The 17585-nt window shown below is 37.9% G+C and carries 16 protein-coding genes and 1 riboswitch; of the genes, 8 read left to right on the top strand and 8 right to left on the bottom strand.

Features of this window, described 5'->3' with window-relative positions; genetic code table 11:
* Positions 1-26: 26 nt before the first annotated feature.
* Together BQ2683_RS11240 and nrdR are read left to right on the top strand one after the other, a co-directional pair.
* A complete protein-coding gene (locus BQ2683_RS11240) occupies positions 27-311 on the top strand; it encodes a DUF6514 family protein (protein ID WP_069989123.1) in 285 nt (94 codons plus the stop codon).
* 481 nt (positions 312-792) lie between these two features.
* On the top strand, positions 793-1239 hold the full coding sequence (gene nrdR, locus BQ2683_RS11235) for a transcriptional regulator NrdR (protein ID WP_069989122.1): 447 nt from the start codon (positions 793-795) through the stop codon (positions 1237-1239).
* On the opposite strand, the gene BQ2683_RS11230 is transcribed toward nrdR, so the two are convergent.
* Both BQ2683_RS11230 and BQ2683_RS11225 read right to left on the bottom strand, forming a co-directional pair.
* On the bottom strand, positions 1240-1620 hold the full coding sequence (locus tag BQ2683_RS11230; RefSeq protein ID WP_069989121.1) for a DUF4363 family protein: 381 nt from the start codon (positions 1618-1620) through the stop codon (positions 1240-1242).
* Positions 1617-2294, bottom strand: a complete 678-nt coding sequence (locus tag BQ2683_RS11225; RefSeq protein WP_069989120.1) for a DUF421 domain-containing protein — start codon at positions 2292-2294, stop codon at positions 1617-1619. The genes BQ2683_RS11230 and BQ2683_RS11225 overlap by 4 nt, the downstream gene beginning before the upstream one ends.
* Positions 2295-2419: 125 nt before the next feature.
* Between BQ2683_RS11225 and BQ2683_RS13755 the strand changes: the two genes are divergently transcribed.
* A complete protein-coding gene (locus BQ2683_RS13755; RefSeq protein ID WP_268873775.1) occupies positions 2420-2545 on the top strand; it encodes a hypothetical protein in 126 nt (41 codons plus the stop codon).
* 201 nt (positions 2546-2746) lie between these two features.
* Here the strand turns inward: BQ2683_RS13755 and BQ2683_RS11220 are convergent, their stop codons facing one another.
* Positions 2747-6829: a glycosyl hydrolase gene (locus tag BQ2683_RS11220; RefSeq protein ID WP_069989119.1), complete on the bottom strand. Its 4083-nt coding sequence runs from the start codon at positions 6827-6829 to the stop codon at positions 2747-2749.
* A 332-nt stretch (positions 6830-7161) separates the two neighbouring features.
* On the opposite strand from BQ2683_RS11220, the gene BQ2683_RS11215 reads away from it, so the two are divergent.
* Positions 7162-7809, top strand: coding sequence for a pentapeptide repeat-containing protein (locus BQ2683_RS11215; protein WP_069989118.1), 648 nt, complete (start codon positions 7162-7164; stop codon positions 7807-7809).
* A 343-nt stretch (positions 7810-8152) separates the two neighbouring features.
* Here the strand turns inward: BQ2683_RS11215 and queA are convergent, their stop codons facing one another.
* Positions 8153-9178: a tRNA preQ1(34) S-adenosylmethionine ribosyltransferase-isomerase QueA gene (gene queA, locus BQ2683_RS11210; RefSeq protein ID WP_069989117.1), complete on the bottom strand. Its 1026-nt coding sequence runs from the start codon at positions 9176-9178 to the stop codon at positions 8153-8155.
* Positions 9179-9253: 75 nt separating this feature from the next.
* A riboswitch (Lysine riboswitch) is annotated at positions 9254-9435 on the top strand.
* A 97-nt stretch (positions 9436-9532) separates the two neighbouring features.
* Here queA and asd point away from each other — a divergent pair.
* From asd to dapB, 3 genes are read left to right on the top strand one after another with little or no spacing between them, the layout of a single operon-like run.
* Positions 9533-10612, top strand: coding sequence for an aspartate-semialdehyde dehydrogenase (gene asd / locus BQ2683_RS11205; RefSeq protein ID WP_069989116.1), 1080 nt, complete (start codon positions 9533-9535; stop codon positions 10610-10612).
* 48 nt (positions 10613-10660) lie between these two features.
* Positions 10661-11551, top strand: coding sequence for a 4-hydroxy-tetrahydrodipicolinate synthase (gene dapA / locus BQ2683_RS11200; protein ID WP_069989115.1), 891 nt, complete (start codon positions 10661-10663; stop codon positions 11549-11551).
* Between the two features lie 17 nt (positions 11552-11568).
* Positions 11569-12321, top strand: coding sequence for a 4-hydroxy-tetrahydrodipicolinate reductase (gene dapB, locus BQ2683_RS11195; protein ID WP_069989114.1), 753 nt, complete (start codon positions 11569-11571; stop codon positions 12319-12321).
* Positions 12322-12813: 492 nt separating this feature from the next.
* On the opposite strand, the gene BQ2683_RS11190 is transcribed toward dapB, so the two are convergent.
* The gene (locus BQ2683_RS11190) at positions 12814-13374 is read right to left on the bottom strand and encodes a hypothetical protein (RefSeq protein ID WP_141720219.1); all 561 of its coding nucleotides are present in this window, start codon (positions 13372-13374) and stop codon (positions 12814-12816) included.
* Between the two features lie 111 nt (positions 13375-13485).
* Positions 13486-14616, bottom strand: coding sequence for a chorismate mutase (locus tag BQ2683_RS11185; protein ID WP_069989112.1), 1131 nt, complete (start codon positions 14614-14616; stop codon positions 13486-13488).
* A gap of 158 nt (positions 14617-14774) precedes the next feature.
* Between BQ2683_RS11185 and BQ2683_RS11180 the strand changes: the two genes are divergently transcribed.
* The gene (locus BQ2683_RS11180; RefSeq protein ID WP_069989111.1) at positions 14775-15347 is read left to right on the top strand and encodes a hypothetical protein; all 573 of its coding nucleotides are present in this window, start codon (positions 14775-14777) and stop codon (positions 15345-15347) included.
* Between the two features lie 105 nt (positions 15348-15452).
* On the opposite strand, the gene BQ2683_RS11175 is transcribed toward BQ2683_RS11180, so the two are convergent.
* Entirely contained in the window at positions 15453-16094 is a 642-nt protein-coding gene (locus tag BQ2683_RS11175) for a redox-sensing transcriptional repressor Rex (protein ID WP_069989110.1), read from the bottom strand.
* Between the two features lie 20 nt (positions 16095-16114).
* Positions 16115-17272: an isocitrate/isopropylmalate family dehydrogenase gene (locus tag BQ2683_RS11170; RefSeq protein WP_069989109.1), complete on the bottom strand. Its 1158-nt coding sequence runs from the start codon at positions 17270-17272 to the stop codon at positions 16115-16117.
* Positions 17273-17585: the final 313 nt, after the last annotated feature.

The following is a 17585-nucleotide window of genomic DNA, read 5'->3' as shown; positions in this document are numbered from 1 at the left end:
AAAACGCTTTGGGAGGAAAAGCAATAATGAATCAGGGCAAAATTATTAAAACTATTTTAAGTGATGGACAACATAACTATGAAATGACGCACCATGCTGTAAAGGACGTAGATATGGGAGAATTTACTGAATATGGTATTCGTATTACAGAAATTACGACAGGACAGTTAGTGTATGAATACCAAAACCTATCTGAGTCTGAAGAAACAACATGGTGTTTTCTTTCTTTGCTGGCAGAAAATGATGTTGACATTTGTCACATTGATGATGTACTCTATGATTTTTTAGTAGAAACCACATCAATTTATTAAGAAAAAGATTGTATTTTTCCAATTTTTATGATACTATAAAAAATAGAATAAGATTTTTATTCAAACCTATCGGTTAGTGAAAATAGGTACTATTTTATTTTACTTATGCGCATAAAAGCGCAACGTAATAAAAAATAGAATAAGATTTTTATTTAAACCTATCGGTTAGCGAACATGGATACTATTTTATTTGTTGACAACACATTTTTAACAGAACCAAATATTTAATTATTACAATGTATAATTAGTATGGTATTAAATTAGACTGATATAATATATGGTCTGATAGAATTTATTGTAGTATAAACACTTCATTGTTTTACTAGTTTACTATAGTAAATATTATTTTGTTTCTATCAATTTAAAGTGTAGCAGAATAAAATAGCACTGTGTTATATGTATTATTTTAATGAAAAAAATTTTATTTTGTTATGGCAGATTAGCTTAAAGAGTTAGTTTCATAAAAAGGGGAGATGTTCCAGTGAAATGCCCGTTTTGTGGTTATAATGAAAGCAAAGTGATTGATTCCCGTCCAACAGAAGAAGGATCTAAAATTAGGCGTAGAAGAGAATGCATCCAATGTGGTGGACGTTTTACTACTTATGAAATAATTGAAACTACACCGTTAATGGTGGTAAAAAAAGACCATTCCCGCCAGCCTTTTGACCGTCAAAAACTATTAAACCGGTTATTAAGGGCATGTGGAAAGCGTCCAGTTTCGATTGAAATATTGGAAAAGGCAGTTGCTGATATTGAGGCTTCTCTGCTTAATTCATTTGTTCGGGAAGTATCATCCAATGATATTGCCGAGTTGGCAATGCAAAAACTAAAGGATATTGATCTAGTAGCATATATCCGATTTGTCTCGGTGTACCGTGAGTTTTCTACTTTAGATGAATTTATGGAAGAGTTAAAAAGCTTGAAATAGTTATAATATATTGAAAAGAATAGGAATTTCGGCATCTCTCATATCCAACATCAGTTGTTGGATGTAGCTTAACCTGGAAGAGAACTCCGCATAATCTGTGCGTTGGAGGTATTGTTCTAATTCAGAAATTGTTTTGCTAATTTCATCTATATTATTATGGCGGATATATAATGTTAAATAACGGTGTTGCCGTTCCCAAAAGCCTGAGAGCTGATAATTCAGTTCTTGGGCTTTTGTTATATTGTTTTGGTCCAATGCGGTTTGTATGTTGGTGGTGTATTCCTCTACCTGGTCTGTCACAAAATTTAAATGCCACAGACCAACTAAACTGATCGTTAAAATAACAGTAATAATCCCTAACGAGACAAATAACCGCTTCATGATATAGCCTCTTTTCGAATAATCTGATAGGTTTGTTGGGGTGTAGTTGTCATAATAAAAACATCCTTTTGGGATAAATGTTTTTTCTTTAAAATTTCGTTTATCCAATTTGGATCAATATGATATTTTTCTATATTTTCTTTTACTAAAATGCCATCACTGATAACGATAGTAGGAGGGATTTCTTCCTGTACTTCCAAATTCAACATATTGGCTGTAATAGTTTGGCTCGCTCCTTTTTTTACCACGCTAATTTTGCCATTGGTTTCTACCAGAGCATATAATACTTCTGATACGTTAAAAATATCTTTGGAACGTAGACCTTCCATCAAGTCATCAATAGAGAACCGCAGCTTTTTTAATTCTTGTTGCTTTAGAACTCCATTTTCAATGATGACTACCGGACTTCCAGAAATAAATTTACGCAGCTTTTTCCATCTTAAAGTAAAGACAGAGAGGATAATCTCAAAACAAACTAAAATTAAGATAGGGACAGCTCCTGCAAGCATGGGGATATTGGTATCTTCGATTGGTAGGATTGCCATATTGGAAATCATCATTGTTATAACCAATTCTCCAGGTTGTAATTCACCAATTTGGCGTTTTCCCATAAAACGCATACAAAATATAATTAGAATATATAACAGAATTGCGCGGATCATAACAATCAACATACCAAAACCTCCTTTACTCCTTTTAGTATACCACCTATCGAGCGAATAAATGCAATAGTATTATGTATAATTAGAATCAGATGAAACAAGATAACAACAAACTAGAGAATAGGAGGATAGGCAAAATGGAACATAAAAAAGCATTGACAATCTATCGAAAGATTAAATTAACTAACGATATTATCACAATTGTTATTAACTGTATTACATTGTTGCTGTTATGGAGGGAATGGTATCGAAATAAAACCTGAATTTAACCACAACAAAAGGCTGAAATAGTGGATATGGATACAATGAAAATAAACCTTTCAATTATTTCTGTCTGATATAAAAATGGAGAGGAAATAAACGATATTGTAAATTTTAGAGGAAATTGATATCAAAAAACCTCAACCAGTTTTCTGGTTGAGGTTTTTTGATAATTGTTATATAGTTTCAATAAAGAAACAATGCTATTTTTTGCGTTTTCTCAAAGCGATTATCGCTGTACCAGCCAATGCTAACAAAACAATGCCCGCAATTGGAGCAACATCCCCTGTAGCAGCAGCCTTTTCAATAATATTTGGGCTATTTTGTTTTTCCAAGCTTGCAACTGCCGCAATCAAATTTTCCACCTGGGTATCAACTACAGATTGGTTTTCTTTACTCAGGTTTTCATCTTGTAATACCGTTTTTGCCTCTTGGATTGCCGCATTAAGAACTGCAAGACTTTCAGGGGTATAACCGGAAGTATCCATGGTTTCCAATTGTGCTACCATGTTTTCCAGAATAGATTTATCTGCCTTATAACGCAGTTGTAACATAGCATTTAATAAGGTGTCTGTTGCGCTATTGACTTCGTCTTGTGTTGCATCTGGCTTTGCATAAATGTTTTGAGCTGTTTTCAGAGCTGGCACAAATACTTCCCATGTATTTGGTGTGAATTGATCCTGTTGATAGCTATCACATTGTTGTAGCAAGTTTTCCAACTGGGATTTATCCACTGTTTCAGAAGGTTTTTCCTCCAATGCTTCAAAAGCAGACTTTAGTTCATTGTATGCTTTTTGAATTTCGGTGTCAAGGGCATTTTCGTCATCTAAAACAGTTTTGGCATTAGCTAATGCGGTTTTAAAGTTTTCTTTTGTTACGCCATCCAGATAATCATCTAAATTTGTATCTTTTACCTGGTCATACAACGCCTGTAATTCTGTTTTATCTCCTGCCTGGAAGCCTAATTTATGGATTTCTTTGATTAAATTGCTCCATGCTTCCACAACATCTTTTTGGGTTGCGGCAGGGTTATCATAGACATTTTGGGCGTTACCCAATGATTTTTGAAAAGATTGTTTTACAGCAGGAATTGCGTTTGCATATTCCTCTGTTTGCTGTAATCGTTTTGCCTCATCAATTACAGTTTTCAAAATCGTCTTATCTGTTTGAGAGGAAGAAGATGTATTTTCATCAATAATAAATACGGATTTTACAGCATCAATATCCAGTTTAATCCGGGTAATACCATTGTCCACAGTGTATTCAGGTGCGTATTTTGTTCCTGTATGTGGATCCCAAACCATTGGATTTTTAAACTCTTTGCGGATATTGACATAAGTGTTTACTGGATTATCGCTGGAATTCGCGAAATAGTAAATATCATTATTCTCTTTTACTTTGTGGATATAGGTCAAATCTCCGCCAGAAGTGGAAACAGGGTCAATTTCGACATCATAGTTTTCTACAACATTGTCCAATGCAGGTCCTAATGTTTCACGGAAATTAACACCGACAAACTGGCAACGTCCACCGTTTTCATTGCTGTTATCCGCTATTTTTTCTGGTTCTAATGCCAAGTTTTCACTATCATTATTGTATACTTCAAATTCCTGGATGGAAACACTATCGGAAACAATAGTATCCACGTACAAACGGAGTTTTGTTGTGGTAACTGGCTCAAAATAATTGGTTTTGTGATCTCCAATAGAAGTTCCTTCTGCGCAATTTACCCATTGAGAACCATCCCAGTACTGAATATGGTATTGAGTAACACGGTATGGAGCACTTTCGGTAATCACTGTTTTGTTTACTGTAGTAGGAGCGCCAAAATCAACTTCCAGCCATTGATCACCGCCAGAGAGGTCGCCGGCATTCCATCTGCTATCCAGGGAAGCAACACCATCAAACGCTTTTTCTGCTGCATAAGTAGGATTATTTTGGAAATAGGAAGATGCAGTGTAGGTTCTTGAGTGATTGCCATAGATAAAGTCTTCGTCTACACCAAACATGTATTTGATTGTGTCAACTACATCCTGGTTATGTCCTTTTTCAGACGACATATAAGGTAATTGAGTTGTTGCCACTACTTTGCCGCCGTTGTCGTAGAATTCCCGGATTTTTTTCAATGCTTCCCAACTGATGGTTTTACAACCGGGAATCACAATCACTTTGTAGTTTTCGTAGTTGACTTCATTATTCAGTTGAAAAGTATCGCCTTCTACGGTACATTTTTCCGCGATTACTTCTGGATGTAAATAGGTAAAATCACGGCGTAAGGTAGAAGAAAGATAATCTCCAACTTCCATGTAGTCCGCTTCTTCCGGGGTAACATTGCCGGTGTAAGGGTCGCCAATATCAAACTGGAAAGCGCCTTGCAGAGTATCGATTGGATAGAGAACCCCAATATCGGCTACATGACGTCCATTTTGCAGCAGTCCGCTGGTTCTGCCAATAAAATTGTTATAGTTGGCAAGTTCAGGACCGTACTGTTCGCTTCTCCAGGAAAGTTCTGGTGGATTTTGTACATTTTGGGTGTTGTTGTACCAGATTGCGTGAGGTACAACATAGTTAATTCCTTTTGCATATTGGTTCATGATGTCTTTATACATCACTGGGATGCCCATGCCTTCTCCCATGCCGCCGTAGGATTCGGTCATTACCAGGCCTTTATCCCAGTTGTTAGCGGAGGAGCTGACAATTTTATATGCTTTACGGGCACGGTCATAGCTGAATACTTCATCCACACCAGGTATATCCTGATATTTGAATACCTTCATCAGATCCCCGTCAGAAGTAACAGGGTTGACGTTTTCCTCTTGATCCATGTGGCCGGTCATTTTAATGCCATGTTCATGACACCAGTCAGTCATGGTTCCAATATAATTGGAAGCGAACAGTTCCGCACGGAATCCCATAAGTGCGTTTCTGGCATAGGAAGTATCTTCTCCGATATCATACCACAGAGCAGGGTAGAGGGTAATTGGATTATATCCATTTGCTTCCTCAAACATGGTATTGAATTCCCCAGTCCAGGTTCTGCCGGACGCACGGTAAAGTGGTGGTTCATCAAAGAAAGCAGAATCAATAACGGTTCCAAAATATTCAGAAAATTCCTGATAGTAGGCTTCATGAGTGATATCGACAAAGTGTTCTACAGCAGATTTGCTGAGATAGTCCACCAAATCATCCCCATCTTTTACAGTAGCAAAAGCCATCAGTTTCCAGTTCCCTTCTGGAACAGTATAGGTCACACGGTCTACCGATTCTTCCCCAGCGCTTGGGGGTGGGAGTTTTGTAGAGCCGTTGAATAGTTCTATTTCATAAATAGAGGCTAGTTTAGAATCATCATCTGTTCCGGTTAATCCAGCGCTGTGGATCATCAAACGGAACCTTTTCGCAGTGACTGGGGAATCAAATTGAATTTCTTTTTGTTCACCGATTGTGGTTCCGATGGAAATATCAATCCAGTTTTCACCGTCAAAATATTGGATTGCATAACTGTCAATTCTCCCTAAAGCCTCCCGGATTACGATACGGTCTACCGTGGTATCTTCCGCATAGCGGGCTTCCAGCCACTGGTCGGTGGTTTGACCTTTTCCGGCATTCCACCGAGTGGAATAGTCACCATCAAACGCTTTATCAGCAGTAAAAGTTTCCCCATTGATCGCAGGATGGTTAGAAGAACTATAAACACCTGGGGTATCCTCTGTAACATAGGAAACATGGTCGGAAATATCAATGATTTCCTTGGTATCCATATTCATTGCTACAGCGCCTAAATAGCTACGGTATTGTCCGGTTGGCAATGGTACAGAAGCTGTAGAGGGTCCGGTTACGTCTTTTTCGGTTTTGTCCAGGCGTTTTAGGGTGTCTTCTGGATATTGTTGTGCTAGCAATCCACCAGCACGTCCGCTTGGAAAACCGTTCTCATCATACAAACACATTTTCATACCAAGTTCTTCTGCTGTTTGCAGAGCATATTCGTATAACTCAAGATATTCGTCGCTCATATAGCCTTCCATCCAGTTTGGAAGGATTGCCACACCGGCATAACCGCTTTCCTCTTTGGATTTCACTAATGTTTCCCGAATTTCCTCTTTGCTCATGTTGGCAAGCTGGTCGTTCCAGAACCACAGAGGACGGGACTTGGTTTCAAAAGACGGATTTTGGAAAGATGACCATAACGCATCTGTGGAGGTTTTAGTCACTTCTGCCGCACTAACAGAACTCACCGCTACTGTTGCAGCCATTGTAACAGCAAGCAATGCGGATATTAATTTTTTCATGCTCTCTTTTTCTCCTTTACATCTAATTATTGATTGGTTATAAATACGATACGAATAAAGTATAGCAAGTTAAAATTATAAAATCTATCCTAAAATTATCCAAAAAATAAATTTGTTTTTCATCTATATTTCATGAGAAATACTTTTTGTAGTATCATCATTTGATTTATAAGAGAATAAATAGTTTGTAAGATGGTACACTTTAGTGTCTTGTAATAAATAATATGATATAATTAAGGAAAACAAATCAATTGTTGCTTGAATAGATTATAATATAAAAGCATTATATAGCATAACGCATTGACCAAGAAATCATAAAGGAGAATTGGATAATGAAATGGGCAAACCCTAAATTAAAACAAAAATTGGAGCATTGTTTTGATCCAATCCTACTAGAAAAACAAGCGGAACAGGAAGAAAAGACAATGTACCAACAGTTTGTGTTATTGGAATGGGCAGGAAAATCTCTGGAAAACGCGGATGTTACAGGATGTAAATTTTCAAATTGTCGGTTTACCGGTGCCAACTGTGCCCATTCCAGCTTTGTTGATACGGTATTTATCAATTGCGATTTTTCCAATGTAGATTTTCAAGATTGTTATTTCCAGCGCTGTAGTTTTCTCCAATGCCGGATGGTAGGGGCGGATTTTTCTCAAAGCATGATAAAAATGGTATTGTTTCAGGAAAACAACATGGATTTTGTCAATTTTGATCATCTTCAGGCAACTGGAATGAGAATAGAACAAACCAGTATGAAATCCAGCCATATTATCCAGAATAAATGGAAGCAAGTAGAGCTGAAACAGGTGGACTTTACTCAGGCAAATTTTTTGCATACCATGCTAAATGGAATGGATTTCCGAAAATGCCGCATAGACGGAATCTTAGTTTCTGGAAAAGAACTAAAAGGAGTAATAGTAGACCGTTTCCAAGCATCTGAACTGGCGAGGTTATTAGGTATTATCATATTGGAAGAATAAAAAAGCAGCTGTTCTGATGGATCAGAACAGCTGCTTTTGGTTATGTTTTTTATGATGAAATCGTTGGTTCTACTATAGGTAATGATAACGTATATTTTCTTTGTATTCGTTTCTGGAGGAATTAAATGGAGAAAAATTCACATTATTATAGTTTCGTATTCCGGAAAAGTATTTTAAAGTCCACTATATATCCGGTAGAATAATATGATATCATTTTTGTCTTACACTGCTATGTGTAAGTTTCATTAATTGAAAAAGTCACAATAAATAGATAGAATAAAAGCTAACAGGTAAGATTTTATTCATTTACTATAAAGTGACCATTCTTTCATGAAAAAATAGCTTACACAATCATCATGGCATCGCCAAAACTAAAAAATCGGTATTTTTCTTTTACGGCGGTTTGATATGCATTCATGATAGAGTCATATCCAGCAAACGCAGATACCAACATAATCAGGGTGCTTTCTGGCAAATGGAAATTGGTAATCAATCCGTCGATTACTTTAAACTGATACCCTGGATAAATGAAAATATCTGTGTATCCATCTTCCGCTACGATTTCACCATTATGTGCTGTGCCAACAGATTCTAATGTGCGGCAGCTGGTTGTTCCTACAGCGAAAACACGCTTACCATTTTGCTTGGTTTTCCGAATAAGTTCGGCAGTTTCTGGGGATATTTCATAGTGTTCTGAGTGCATTTTGTGTTTGGTGACATCATCCACTTTGACAGGGCGGAAGGTTCCCAGCCCTACATGCAAGGTGACAGCAGCAATATTCACCCCTTTTTGACGAATTTTTTCCATCAATTCTTTGGTGAAATGCAGTCCGGCAGTAGGAGCGGCCGCCGAACCAACCTCATGGGAATATACTGTCTGATACCGTTCCTGATCCTGCAATTTTTCGGTGATATAAGGAGGGAGGGGCATCTGCCCAATCTGATCTAAGATATGAAAAAAATTTCCTTCATAGTGGAATTTGACAATCCTGTTCCCATCCTCTAACACTTCCAGTACTTCCGCTTCCAATAGGTTATGGAAATTAAACCTGACGCCAGGTTTTGCTTTTTTGCCAGGTTTGCAGAGAATCTCCCAAACGTCCTGCTGCTTCTGTTCTAACAGCAAAAATTCTATTTTGGAACCTGTATCGACTTTTTCCCCATAAATGCGGGCGGGCAGTACGCGGGAGTCGTTTACAATTAGAGTATCCCCTTCGTTTAAATAATCAATGACATCATAAAAATGCTTGTGGGTGATTTCCCCGGTTTCACGGGAAAGCACTAGCATCCTAGAATGATCACGGGGTTCTATTGGGGTTTGGGCAATGAGTTCCTGAGGCAGATCAAAATAAAAATCACTGGTTTTCATAAACTTCCTCCAAAATATAATAAAATATTAATTGACATCTTTTACAAGAAATGATATGATAAAACTATAATTGAAAAACCGGATAGAGGTTGCGCGGTTCAAAAGTATGCTGTAACGAGATTTGGCCAGAATCGTTATTGAGTTTCAGCCGAAAGGGGAGAGCGCCGAAGCAGTTTAATTGGCCACTGAACTGCTGGTGGTACATTGAACAAATGTACTGCTGTCATCATGTATTATGGTGGAGAGCTATCGGCGTAATACGTCAATAATTTCTATTATATTGCATTTCTAGCCGGTTTTCAACCGGTTTTTTATATTTTACCAAGTAATAAATATTTTTGGAGGATTTGAAACATGAAAACATATAATGTAGGTATTATTGGTGCAACCGGTATGGTGGGCCAACGCTTTGCGACTTTATTAGAAAATCATCCTTGGTTCCATGTAGTGGCTTTAGCTGCTTCATCCAGAAGTGCTGGAAAAACTTATGAAGAAGCTGTCAGTGCAAAATGGGCTATGACAACTCCAATTCCAGCAGCTATGAAAGATATGATTATTATGGATGCAGAAAAAGACGTGGATAAAATCGCTGGTATGGTCGATTTTGTGTTCTGCGCTGTTGATATGAAAAAAGAAGAAATCCGCGCATTGGAAGAAAAATATGCAAAAGCGGAATGTCCAGTAGTATCCAACAACTCTGCCCACAGACACACCCCTGATGTTCCAATGGTGATTCCAGAGATCAATCCAGAACATCTGGAGGTAATTGCTGCACAGAGGAACCGTCTGGGTACCAAACGTGGTTTTGTTGCTGTAAAATCCAACTGTTCTTTACAAAGTTATGTGCCACCACTGCATCCATTGATGAAATATGGTGTGACCAAAGCATTGGCTTGTACTTACCAGGCAATTTCCGGTGCAGGAAAGACATTCAAAACATGGCCTGAGATGGTGGATAATGTAATCCCATTTATTGGTGGGGAAGAAGAAAAATCCGAAGTAGAACCACTGAAAATCTGGGGTAAAGTAGAAGGGGACCGCATTGTGGATGCACAGACTCCAAATATCACAACGCAATGTCTCCGTGTGCCTGTACAGGATGGACACACCGCTGCTGTATTTGTAAGCTTTGAGAAAAAACCAACCATTGAGGAAATTAAACAGGCTTGGGCTGAATTCAGTGGGGAACCACAAAAATTAAACCTGCCAAGTGCCCCAAAACAGTTTATCCATTATTTTGAGGAAGACAATCGCCCACAGGCAAAATTGGATCGCAATCTGGAAGGTGGCATGGCGGTTTCTGTTGGACGCCTGCGGGAAGACAAACAATATGATTATAAATTTGTTGGCTTATCCCACAACACCCTGCGTGGTGCAGCGGGGGGAGCTGTATTGTTAGCTGAATTATTAGCTGCCAAAGGCTATATGGATTAATTCGTCCATTACGATAAACGCATCCTGAATAGAATAGGAGTGGAAAATATGAAAAAAAGATTATTTACCGGAGCAGGTGTAGCGATTGTTACCCCTATGAATGCTGATGGTTCCTTAAACTATGACAAACTGGGACAGTTAATTGATGATCAGATTTCCCATGGTACTGATGCTATTATTATTTGTGGTACTACTGGTGAATCTCCAACATTAAACCACGAAGAACATGTTGGCGCAATTAAATTTGCTGTGGAACATACAAACAAACGTATTCCAGTAATTGCTGGCTCTGGTAGCAATGATACCGATTATGCGGTTGCTCTGTCCAAAGAAGCGGAACAATTGGGAGCAGATGGCTTGTTGGTTGTAACACCATATTACAATAAAACATCCCAAAGAGGATTAATTGTACATTACAATACCATTGCGGATAGTGTGAATATTCCATTGATTGTATACAATGTTCCATCTAGAACAGGGGTTACTGTTCAACCAGAAACGTTATATGAAATGTCCAAACATCCAAATATTGTTGCTGTAAAAGAAGCAAGCGGAAATATTGGTGCGGTTGCGAAAATCAAGGCACTATGCGGTGATAATCTGGATATTTATTCTGGCAACGATGATCAGATTGTACCAATCCTTTCTTTAGGTGGTGCAGGGGTTATCTCTGTATTATCCAATGTTATGCCACAGGAAACCCATGATATTTGCCAATTGTATTTTGATGGCAAGGTAAAAGAAAGTTGCGAACTGCAGTTGAACCTGTTGGATTTAATCAACGGCTTATTTATGGATGTAAATCCAATCCCAGTAAAAGAAGCGATGAATTTGATGGGAATGCAGGTTGGGGAATGCCGTCTGCCATTGTATAAAATGACGGATAGCCAGATTGAAAAATTAGCAGGGTTACTGAGAAAACACAATTTGATCAAATAAAAGGGCGGTTGTGAACGATGACAAATATTATCATAAGCGGAGCTTGTGGCCACATGGGTCGTGTAATTGCCGATGTTGTAGCGGGTAGGCAGGATTGTACCGTAGTGGCTGGTATTGATAAATTTATTGATAAATATGCGGATTTTGAAATTTATCCATCTGTTTCGGAATGTCCCGTAAAAGGGGATGTGATTATTGATTTTAGCAATCCTTCCTTATTGGATGACCTTTTAAGGTATGCGAAACAGAACCATACCCCAATTGTCATTGCGACAACTGGGTATACTCAAGAACAGATTGACCAAATTAAAGAGTCTGCAAAAGAAATTCCAGTATTCTTTACCTTTAATATGTCTTTGGGGATTAATTTACTGGTGGATTTGGCAAAGAAAGCGGTTGCTGTCTTGGGAGATCAGTTCGATATCGAAATTATCGAAAAACACCATAACCAAAAGGTAGACGCTCCAAGTGGTACTGCAATTATGTTGGCAAATGCGATTAACGAAGCATCTGGCAATCAATATGAGTATGTATATGACCGTCATGCAGTACGCCAAAAACGGGATAAAAAAGAAATTGGCATGCACGCTGTTCGTGGTGGCACCATTGTTGGGGAACACGAAGTGATGTTTGCTGGCAGGGATGAAATTATTACATTGTCTCATAGTGCCCGCTCCAAAGAAGTATTTGCGGTTGGCGCAGTAAATGCTGCAGTATTTCTGAAAGAACAGCCAGCAGGGCTGTACGATATGAGCCAATTAATTCAATAGTGATAAAAGGGATGCCATAAATTGAGGCATCCCTTTTTTGTATGGTGCTTTTCTTTCGGTGTGAAAAATACTAGCGGCGCAATCGATGTAAGCCTAGGAAGTATTATGTAAATCACAAATGGATTTCCATTTATTTGTTTAATGAATAGAAATACGGAATACCAATTATTATCCGTATAAGAGATAAACTGGTTAATGCTGTTGAAAGTGTAATTGTGCCAACAAAATCTTTTGATGAGGGATTTAAAAAAGAGTTTTAGTGGTAAGTATCAATATCTCAACTATAAAATAATACCAAATAGAGATGAAAGGAGTTATGATTCTGAAAATATATAGTTGATGACACAAAACAGGAAAATGGCTAAAGTAAAAAAATTATTTTTAGATAGCACATAATAGGCATATGTAAAGATAATATGGTGATAAACATTTTATAATTTTACAAAATTAGTTGAATGCAAAAAAATAGGTTTTATGATTGTTCCGTAAAACCTATTGCATTAAAATATCAAAATTAATTTCAAATGAATTTTTCTGTTTTTGAATGGTAATCAACTTGTTGTCATAAACAGAAGAAAACATAACATGGCTGGTATAGCTGGTTAACTGAGCTTTTTGGACATATTTAAAAATAGCCACTTCTGCCGCTAAAATATCTTTTTGATGACAGAGGGGTTTCACTGCATCATTCATGGTAGCATATAAATCCAAAGGAGAAAAATTCAACTCGGACACTTGGATTGTTCCCCGAATTTCAGAGATTTTTCCGGTGGGGTCTCCTGTTATCCGAAATTGTACTGCGCCTTCGGATAATTCATATTGAAGGATTTCCTGATTTGGGCTTTGCAGCTGTTCTGAAGCTACGGTATACGTATTGGGAGAACTATAAACAATCTGTCTCATATAATCGTAACTAACAGTTTGAATATTTCCTCTTCCAAACAACACCATTACTGCATTGATATTATAAACAACCGCGATGGTAATCGAAAGGATAATACCAATTATCAAAAACCATGCGATGAAATAACGAGGGGTATTTTTTGCAAACATTTTTTGATCTCCCAACAAAAACCCCCCTTTATCCTCTCGGTTCATTTTGGAAAATAAACTAGATTACCATACATATTTTGCGGTTTATTTTGTGTTCTATGTAAAATACAATTAATCCGCTTTATAATTTCCTAAAAATTTAAATCCAGTCAATTCCGAAGAAAGTTCGTTTAGTAGATGGATGGATTGTTCTTCCAATATATTTCCGGAAAAATCAAGATAGAATACCACATCGAAATTTTTATTACCAATTGGTTTAGATTCAATTTTGGTTAAATTAACGCCGTTAACCGCAAATTTTGTCAGCAGATTATACAAAGAACCAACTGCGTTAGAAATCGTCAAAGATGTGGCGATAGTATCGCATTCTGGGCGTGGATATAGCTTTTTGGAAATCACCATAAAACGGGTATAGTTTTCATCGTTGTTTTGAATATTCTGCTGTAGGATTTGCAAGCCATGGGTTTTGGCACTTTCTTGGGAACAAATTGCCGCAATTGGTAAATCGCTTTTCGCGACAAATTCAGCAGCAGCGGCAGTATTTGTATAAGACTCCTGTGGTAAGTGGTGGAGCGCTAAAAACTGGCTACATTGGCGCAACGCCTGGTTGTGGGAGTATACTTTTTGAATATCCGTAGCTTTGATTCCAGGACGTACAGCCAGGCAGTGGTCAATTTTAAGGGTAATGGTGTGGTTGATATAAAAGTTATGATATTTCATCAGCTCATATACTTCATCTACAGAGCCCGCGTTGGAATTTTCCAGTGGTAAAATTCCAAAATCCACTTTTTCATTCTGTACTGCCTGGAAAACATCCTCAAATTGGTCAAACATAGTAATTGTGGCATTTGGGAATTTTTTTTGGCAAGCTAGATAAGAATAAGCCCCTACAACTCCCTGACATCCAACTGTGGGGTGTTCTGGCTGCTGATGGCCTGCCTGGATTTCTTCTAATAGCTTCAGGGTATCCAACGTGTAATCCAATACTTCTTTTTGCTGTAGGCATTTGCTGATATTCATCAGGGTAGAAAACAATACCTTAGCGCCTTCTGCGTTTTCGGGCGCAGCTTGGGAACTAATCCGCTGTATAATCTGATCTTCCCGGTCTTTATGGAAAATAGGGAGATTATTTTCTTTTTTATAGGCCGCTACCCCTTTTACAATTTCCATTCTTTGCTCAAATAATTGCAGTAAATTTTGGTCAATCTGGTCAATCTGGCAGCGTAATTCATCCAAATTCATGGTTCATTAGGTCCTTTCTAGAAATCTATTCTTAATATTTAATAAGAAATCAAAAATTTCATTTGATATTATTATAGCGGAAAATAACTTCCTTTACAAGTATATGGAATAAAAACCAGCCATACTGTTCATACTTCTGCCAGGAGGTGGCATAATCAATGCGAAAAAAATTACATTATAGTTTGGAAAATCCCCTTGATATGGATTCCAGCATACGGTTAGAGAAGAAATTAAATGACATCAAAGGGGTAAGGGCGTTCGTAAACGGAGCAGCGGCAGAAGTAAATTTATCCATACCGAAACAATCTGATATGGAGGTGGGATTGGAACAGATTATTGATGATGAAGCAATGTTAAAATGCTTTCATGACCATGATTTATTCGATCCACAATATCAATTCTGGCAAATTTATGATGTTGCCACAATACCAGATTTGGATTTGGAATTTTTTGTGTCCCGTATGGGAGGGCTATTGAAAAGATCAAAACTTCCTTCTTATAAAGTGGTAGAATCCTTGGCAAAGCAGAACAAGATCAAGCTTTCCCATGTCAAGGGATTAGAGTGGGAAGAGCAGGCAATTAGTGGGAAAATACAGGGAAAGCGTGTTTCCTGTGGCACGGGGGAATATTTTCACCTTCCAAGGGCAACGTTTTCCCAACCAAAACTCTATTTTGCATGCGAAGATAATGTTTTGGGATATATCGAGTTTACAGCAGATAAACGGATATAATAAAATACCATGAATATTTCGCCTATAATAATAAGAATCTCCTGTTATAGTTTTACCCTATAACAGGAGATTTTTTACAATCCCATTTCTAAAAGGAACAGGAATTTATTGTTTTGTATGGTTCGTTACCTTATAACTTAAGGTCATTAAACTGTCACTAAGATGTACATTTTCCGCCACCACATTTGGGTAATCCATCATAATATCATAGTGGCTAAAATTCCAAAAGCCTTGGATTCCTAATTCAACCAGTTTTTCTACAATCGCATGGGCACTTGTCTTGGGCACACAGAGGATAGCGACAGTAGGGGAGTTTTGTTTGCAAAATTCACCCATTTCTTTTACATCTATTATGGTTTGATTCGCAATTTTAGTGCCAATCAGGTTGGGATCACGGTCAAATACCCCAATTAATTCAAATCCTTTCCCTTTAAAACTGGAATAGGAAATAATGGCACGGCCCAAGTTACCAGCACCGATTAAGATTGTTTTTTGTTGGCTTTGTAAGCCAAGAATCTTGGAAATCTCTTCGTGGAGATGTGGCACATTATAGCCATACCCCTGTTGGCCGAATCCACCAAAACAGTTTAAATCCTGCCTAATTTGGGATGCGGTCAACCCCATTAAATTGGATAATTCACGGGAGGAAACCCTTTCAACACCGGTACGGAGCAGTTCACCAAGAAATCGATAGTACCTTGGCAGACGGCGGATCACCGACATAGATACTTCGTTGTTTTTTGGCATGGTCTTTACCTACCTTTTTATTAGAGTTTTGTTGTGGTTTCCATGACATAGTTTCCGAATTCTTCTGTGGTAGCTCCATCAGAATGACCGGTTACTTTGAGTTTCTTTTCTTCATACATGCAGATATCCAAAGCACGTTCCAAGCGGTCTGCTTCTGCCTGGTAACCAATGTGAGACAACAGCAGTACGGTTGCACGCAGCATAGAGCATGGATCTGCGTATTTGTCACGGCCTTCATTTACCATACGTGGTGCGGAACCGTGGATTGCTTCAAACATTGCATATTGTTTTCCCAAGTTTGCGCTGCCGGCAGTACCTACGCCACCTTGGAATTCAGCAGCTTCGTCAGTGATGATATCGCCATACAGGTTAGGCAAAATGAATACACGGAAATCTGTTCTTCTTTTTTTATCGATCAATTTTGCGGTCATGATATCGATATACCAGTCATCTGTTGTGATTTCTGGGTATTCTTTAGCAACTTCTTTACAATCTCGCAGGAAATTACCATCTGTTGTTTTGATAACATTTGCTTTTGTAACAATGGAAACACGGTTTTTACCGTTCTTTTTCGCGTAATCATATGCCAAACGGGCAATGCGGTCGGTACCCTGTTTAGTGGTAACGGTGAAGTCGATTCCCAAATCTTCGTCTACATTGACACCGCAGGAACCCAAAGTGTAAGCGCCTTCTGTATTTTCCCGGAAGAAAGTCCAGTCAATCCCTTCTTCTGGCACTTTTACTGGACGAACATTCGCAAACAGATCCAGTTCTTTTCTCATTGCAACGTTGGCGCTTTCGATGTTTGGCCATGGGTCGCCAGCACGAGGGGTAGTAGTAGGCCCTTTTAGGATAACATGGCAGGATTTCAATTCAGCCAGTACATCGTCTGGGATAGCTTTGCCGCAAGCGACACGATTTTCGATGGTTAAACCATCAATTACTTTAAATTCAATTTTACCTGCCGCAACAGCATCTTTTAATAAGTATTCCAAAACTCTTTGCGCTTCATGGGTGATAACTGGGCCGATTCCGTCACCGCCGCATACACCAATAATAATTTTGTCTAATTTTTGGTAGTCTACAAAATCTTTTTGCGCTTTCATGCGTTCAATACGTTCCAGCTGAGATTTGACTACTTTTGCAAATTGTTCTACTGCAATATCCACTTTGCTCATGTTTTTGTCTCCCTTAATTTAATAATATCTTATACTTCTAGAATATAGCATATTGTTTAACAAATATTATAGCATATTGTTAAGATTATATCAATAGTTAGGATCGAATTCCGGTTGTTTTTATCAATTATAAACCCAAAATATAGAAGATAAAAATTTTTGATCCATGAATTATCTTGAAGTAGTACAATCGGTTGGTTTTTCTGTTATAGTTCTTATTTTTTAATCAAAAATAGGATAAACATGTTCGCTGTATACGATTGGTATAATAAAATTGTGTGAATTTTATTGATTCTCCCTGTTTTTTTCAGGA

Source organism: Massilioclostridium coli, from assembly GCF_900095865.1.
Classification (GTDB): Bacteria; Bacillota; Clostridia; order Oscillospirales; family Ruminococcaceae; genus Massilioclostridium; species Massilioclostridium facile.
This window is presented reverse-complemented; position numbering and strand designations above follow the sequence as displayed.

Bases quoted from the DNA above. Each gene is read 5' to 3' on its own strand.
- BQ2683_RS11240 (WP_069989123.1), top strand. From the start codon at position 27: ATGAATCAGGGCAAAATTATTAAAACTATTTTAAGTGATGGACAACAT.
- BQ2683_RS11230 (WP_069989121.1), bottom strand. From the start codon at position 1,620: ATGAAGCGGTTATTTGTCTCGTTAGGGATTATTACTGTTATTTTAACG.
- BQ2683_RS11225 (WP_069989120.1), bottom strand. From the start codon at position 2,294: ATGTTGATTGTTATGATCCGCGCAATTCTGTTATATATTCTAATTATA.
- BQ2683_RS13755 (WP_268873775.1), top strand. From the start codon at position 2,420: ATGGAACATAAAAAAGCATTGACAATCTATCGAAAGATTAAATTAACT.
- BQ2683_RS11220 (WP_069989119.1), bottom strand. From the start codon at position 6,829: ATGAAAAAATTAATATCCGCATTGCTTGCTGTTACAATGGCTGCAACA.
- BQ2683_RS11215 (WP_069989118.1), top strand. From the start codon at position 7,162: ATGAAATGGGCAAACCCTAAATTAAAACAAAAATTGGAGCATTGTTTT.
- queA (WP_069989117.1), bottom strand. From the start codon at position 9,178: ATGAAAACCAGTGATTTTTATTTTGATCTGCCTCAGGAACTCATTGCC.
- asd (WP_069989116.1), top strand. From the start codon at position 9,533: ATGAAAACATATAATGTAGGTATTATTGGTGCAACCGGTATGGTGGGC.
- dapA (WP_069989115.1), top strand. From the start codon at position 10,661: ATGAAAAAAAGATTATTTACCGGAGCAGGTGTAGCGATTGTTACCCCT.
- dapB (WP_069989114.1), top strand. From the start codon at position 11,569: ATGACAAATATTATCATAAGCGGAGCTTGTGGCCACATGGGTCGTGTA.
- BQ2683_RS11190 (WP_141720219.1), bottom strand. From the start codon at position 13,374: ATGTTTGCAAAAAATACCCCTCGTTATTTCATCGCATGGTTTTTGATA.
- BQ2683_RS11185 (WP_069989112.1), bottom strand. From the start codon at position 14,616: ATGAATTTGGATGAATTACGCTGCCAGATTGACCAGATTGACCAAAAT.
- BQ2683_RS11180 (WP_069989111.1), top strand. From the start codon at position 14,775: ATGCGAAAAAAATTACATTATAGTTTGGAAAATCCCCTTGATATGGAT.
- BQ2683_RS11175 (WP_069989110.1), bottom strand. From the start codon at position 16,094: ATGCCAAAAAACAACGAAGTATCTATGTCGGTGATCCGCCGTCTGCCA.
- BQ2683_RS11170 (WP_069989109.1), bottom strand. From the start codon at position 17,272: ATGAGCAAAGTGGATATTGCAGTAGAACAATTTGCAAAAGTAGTCAAA.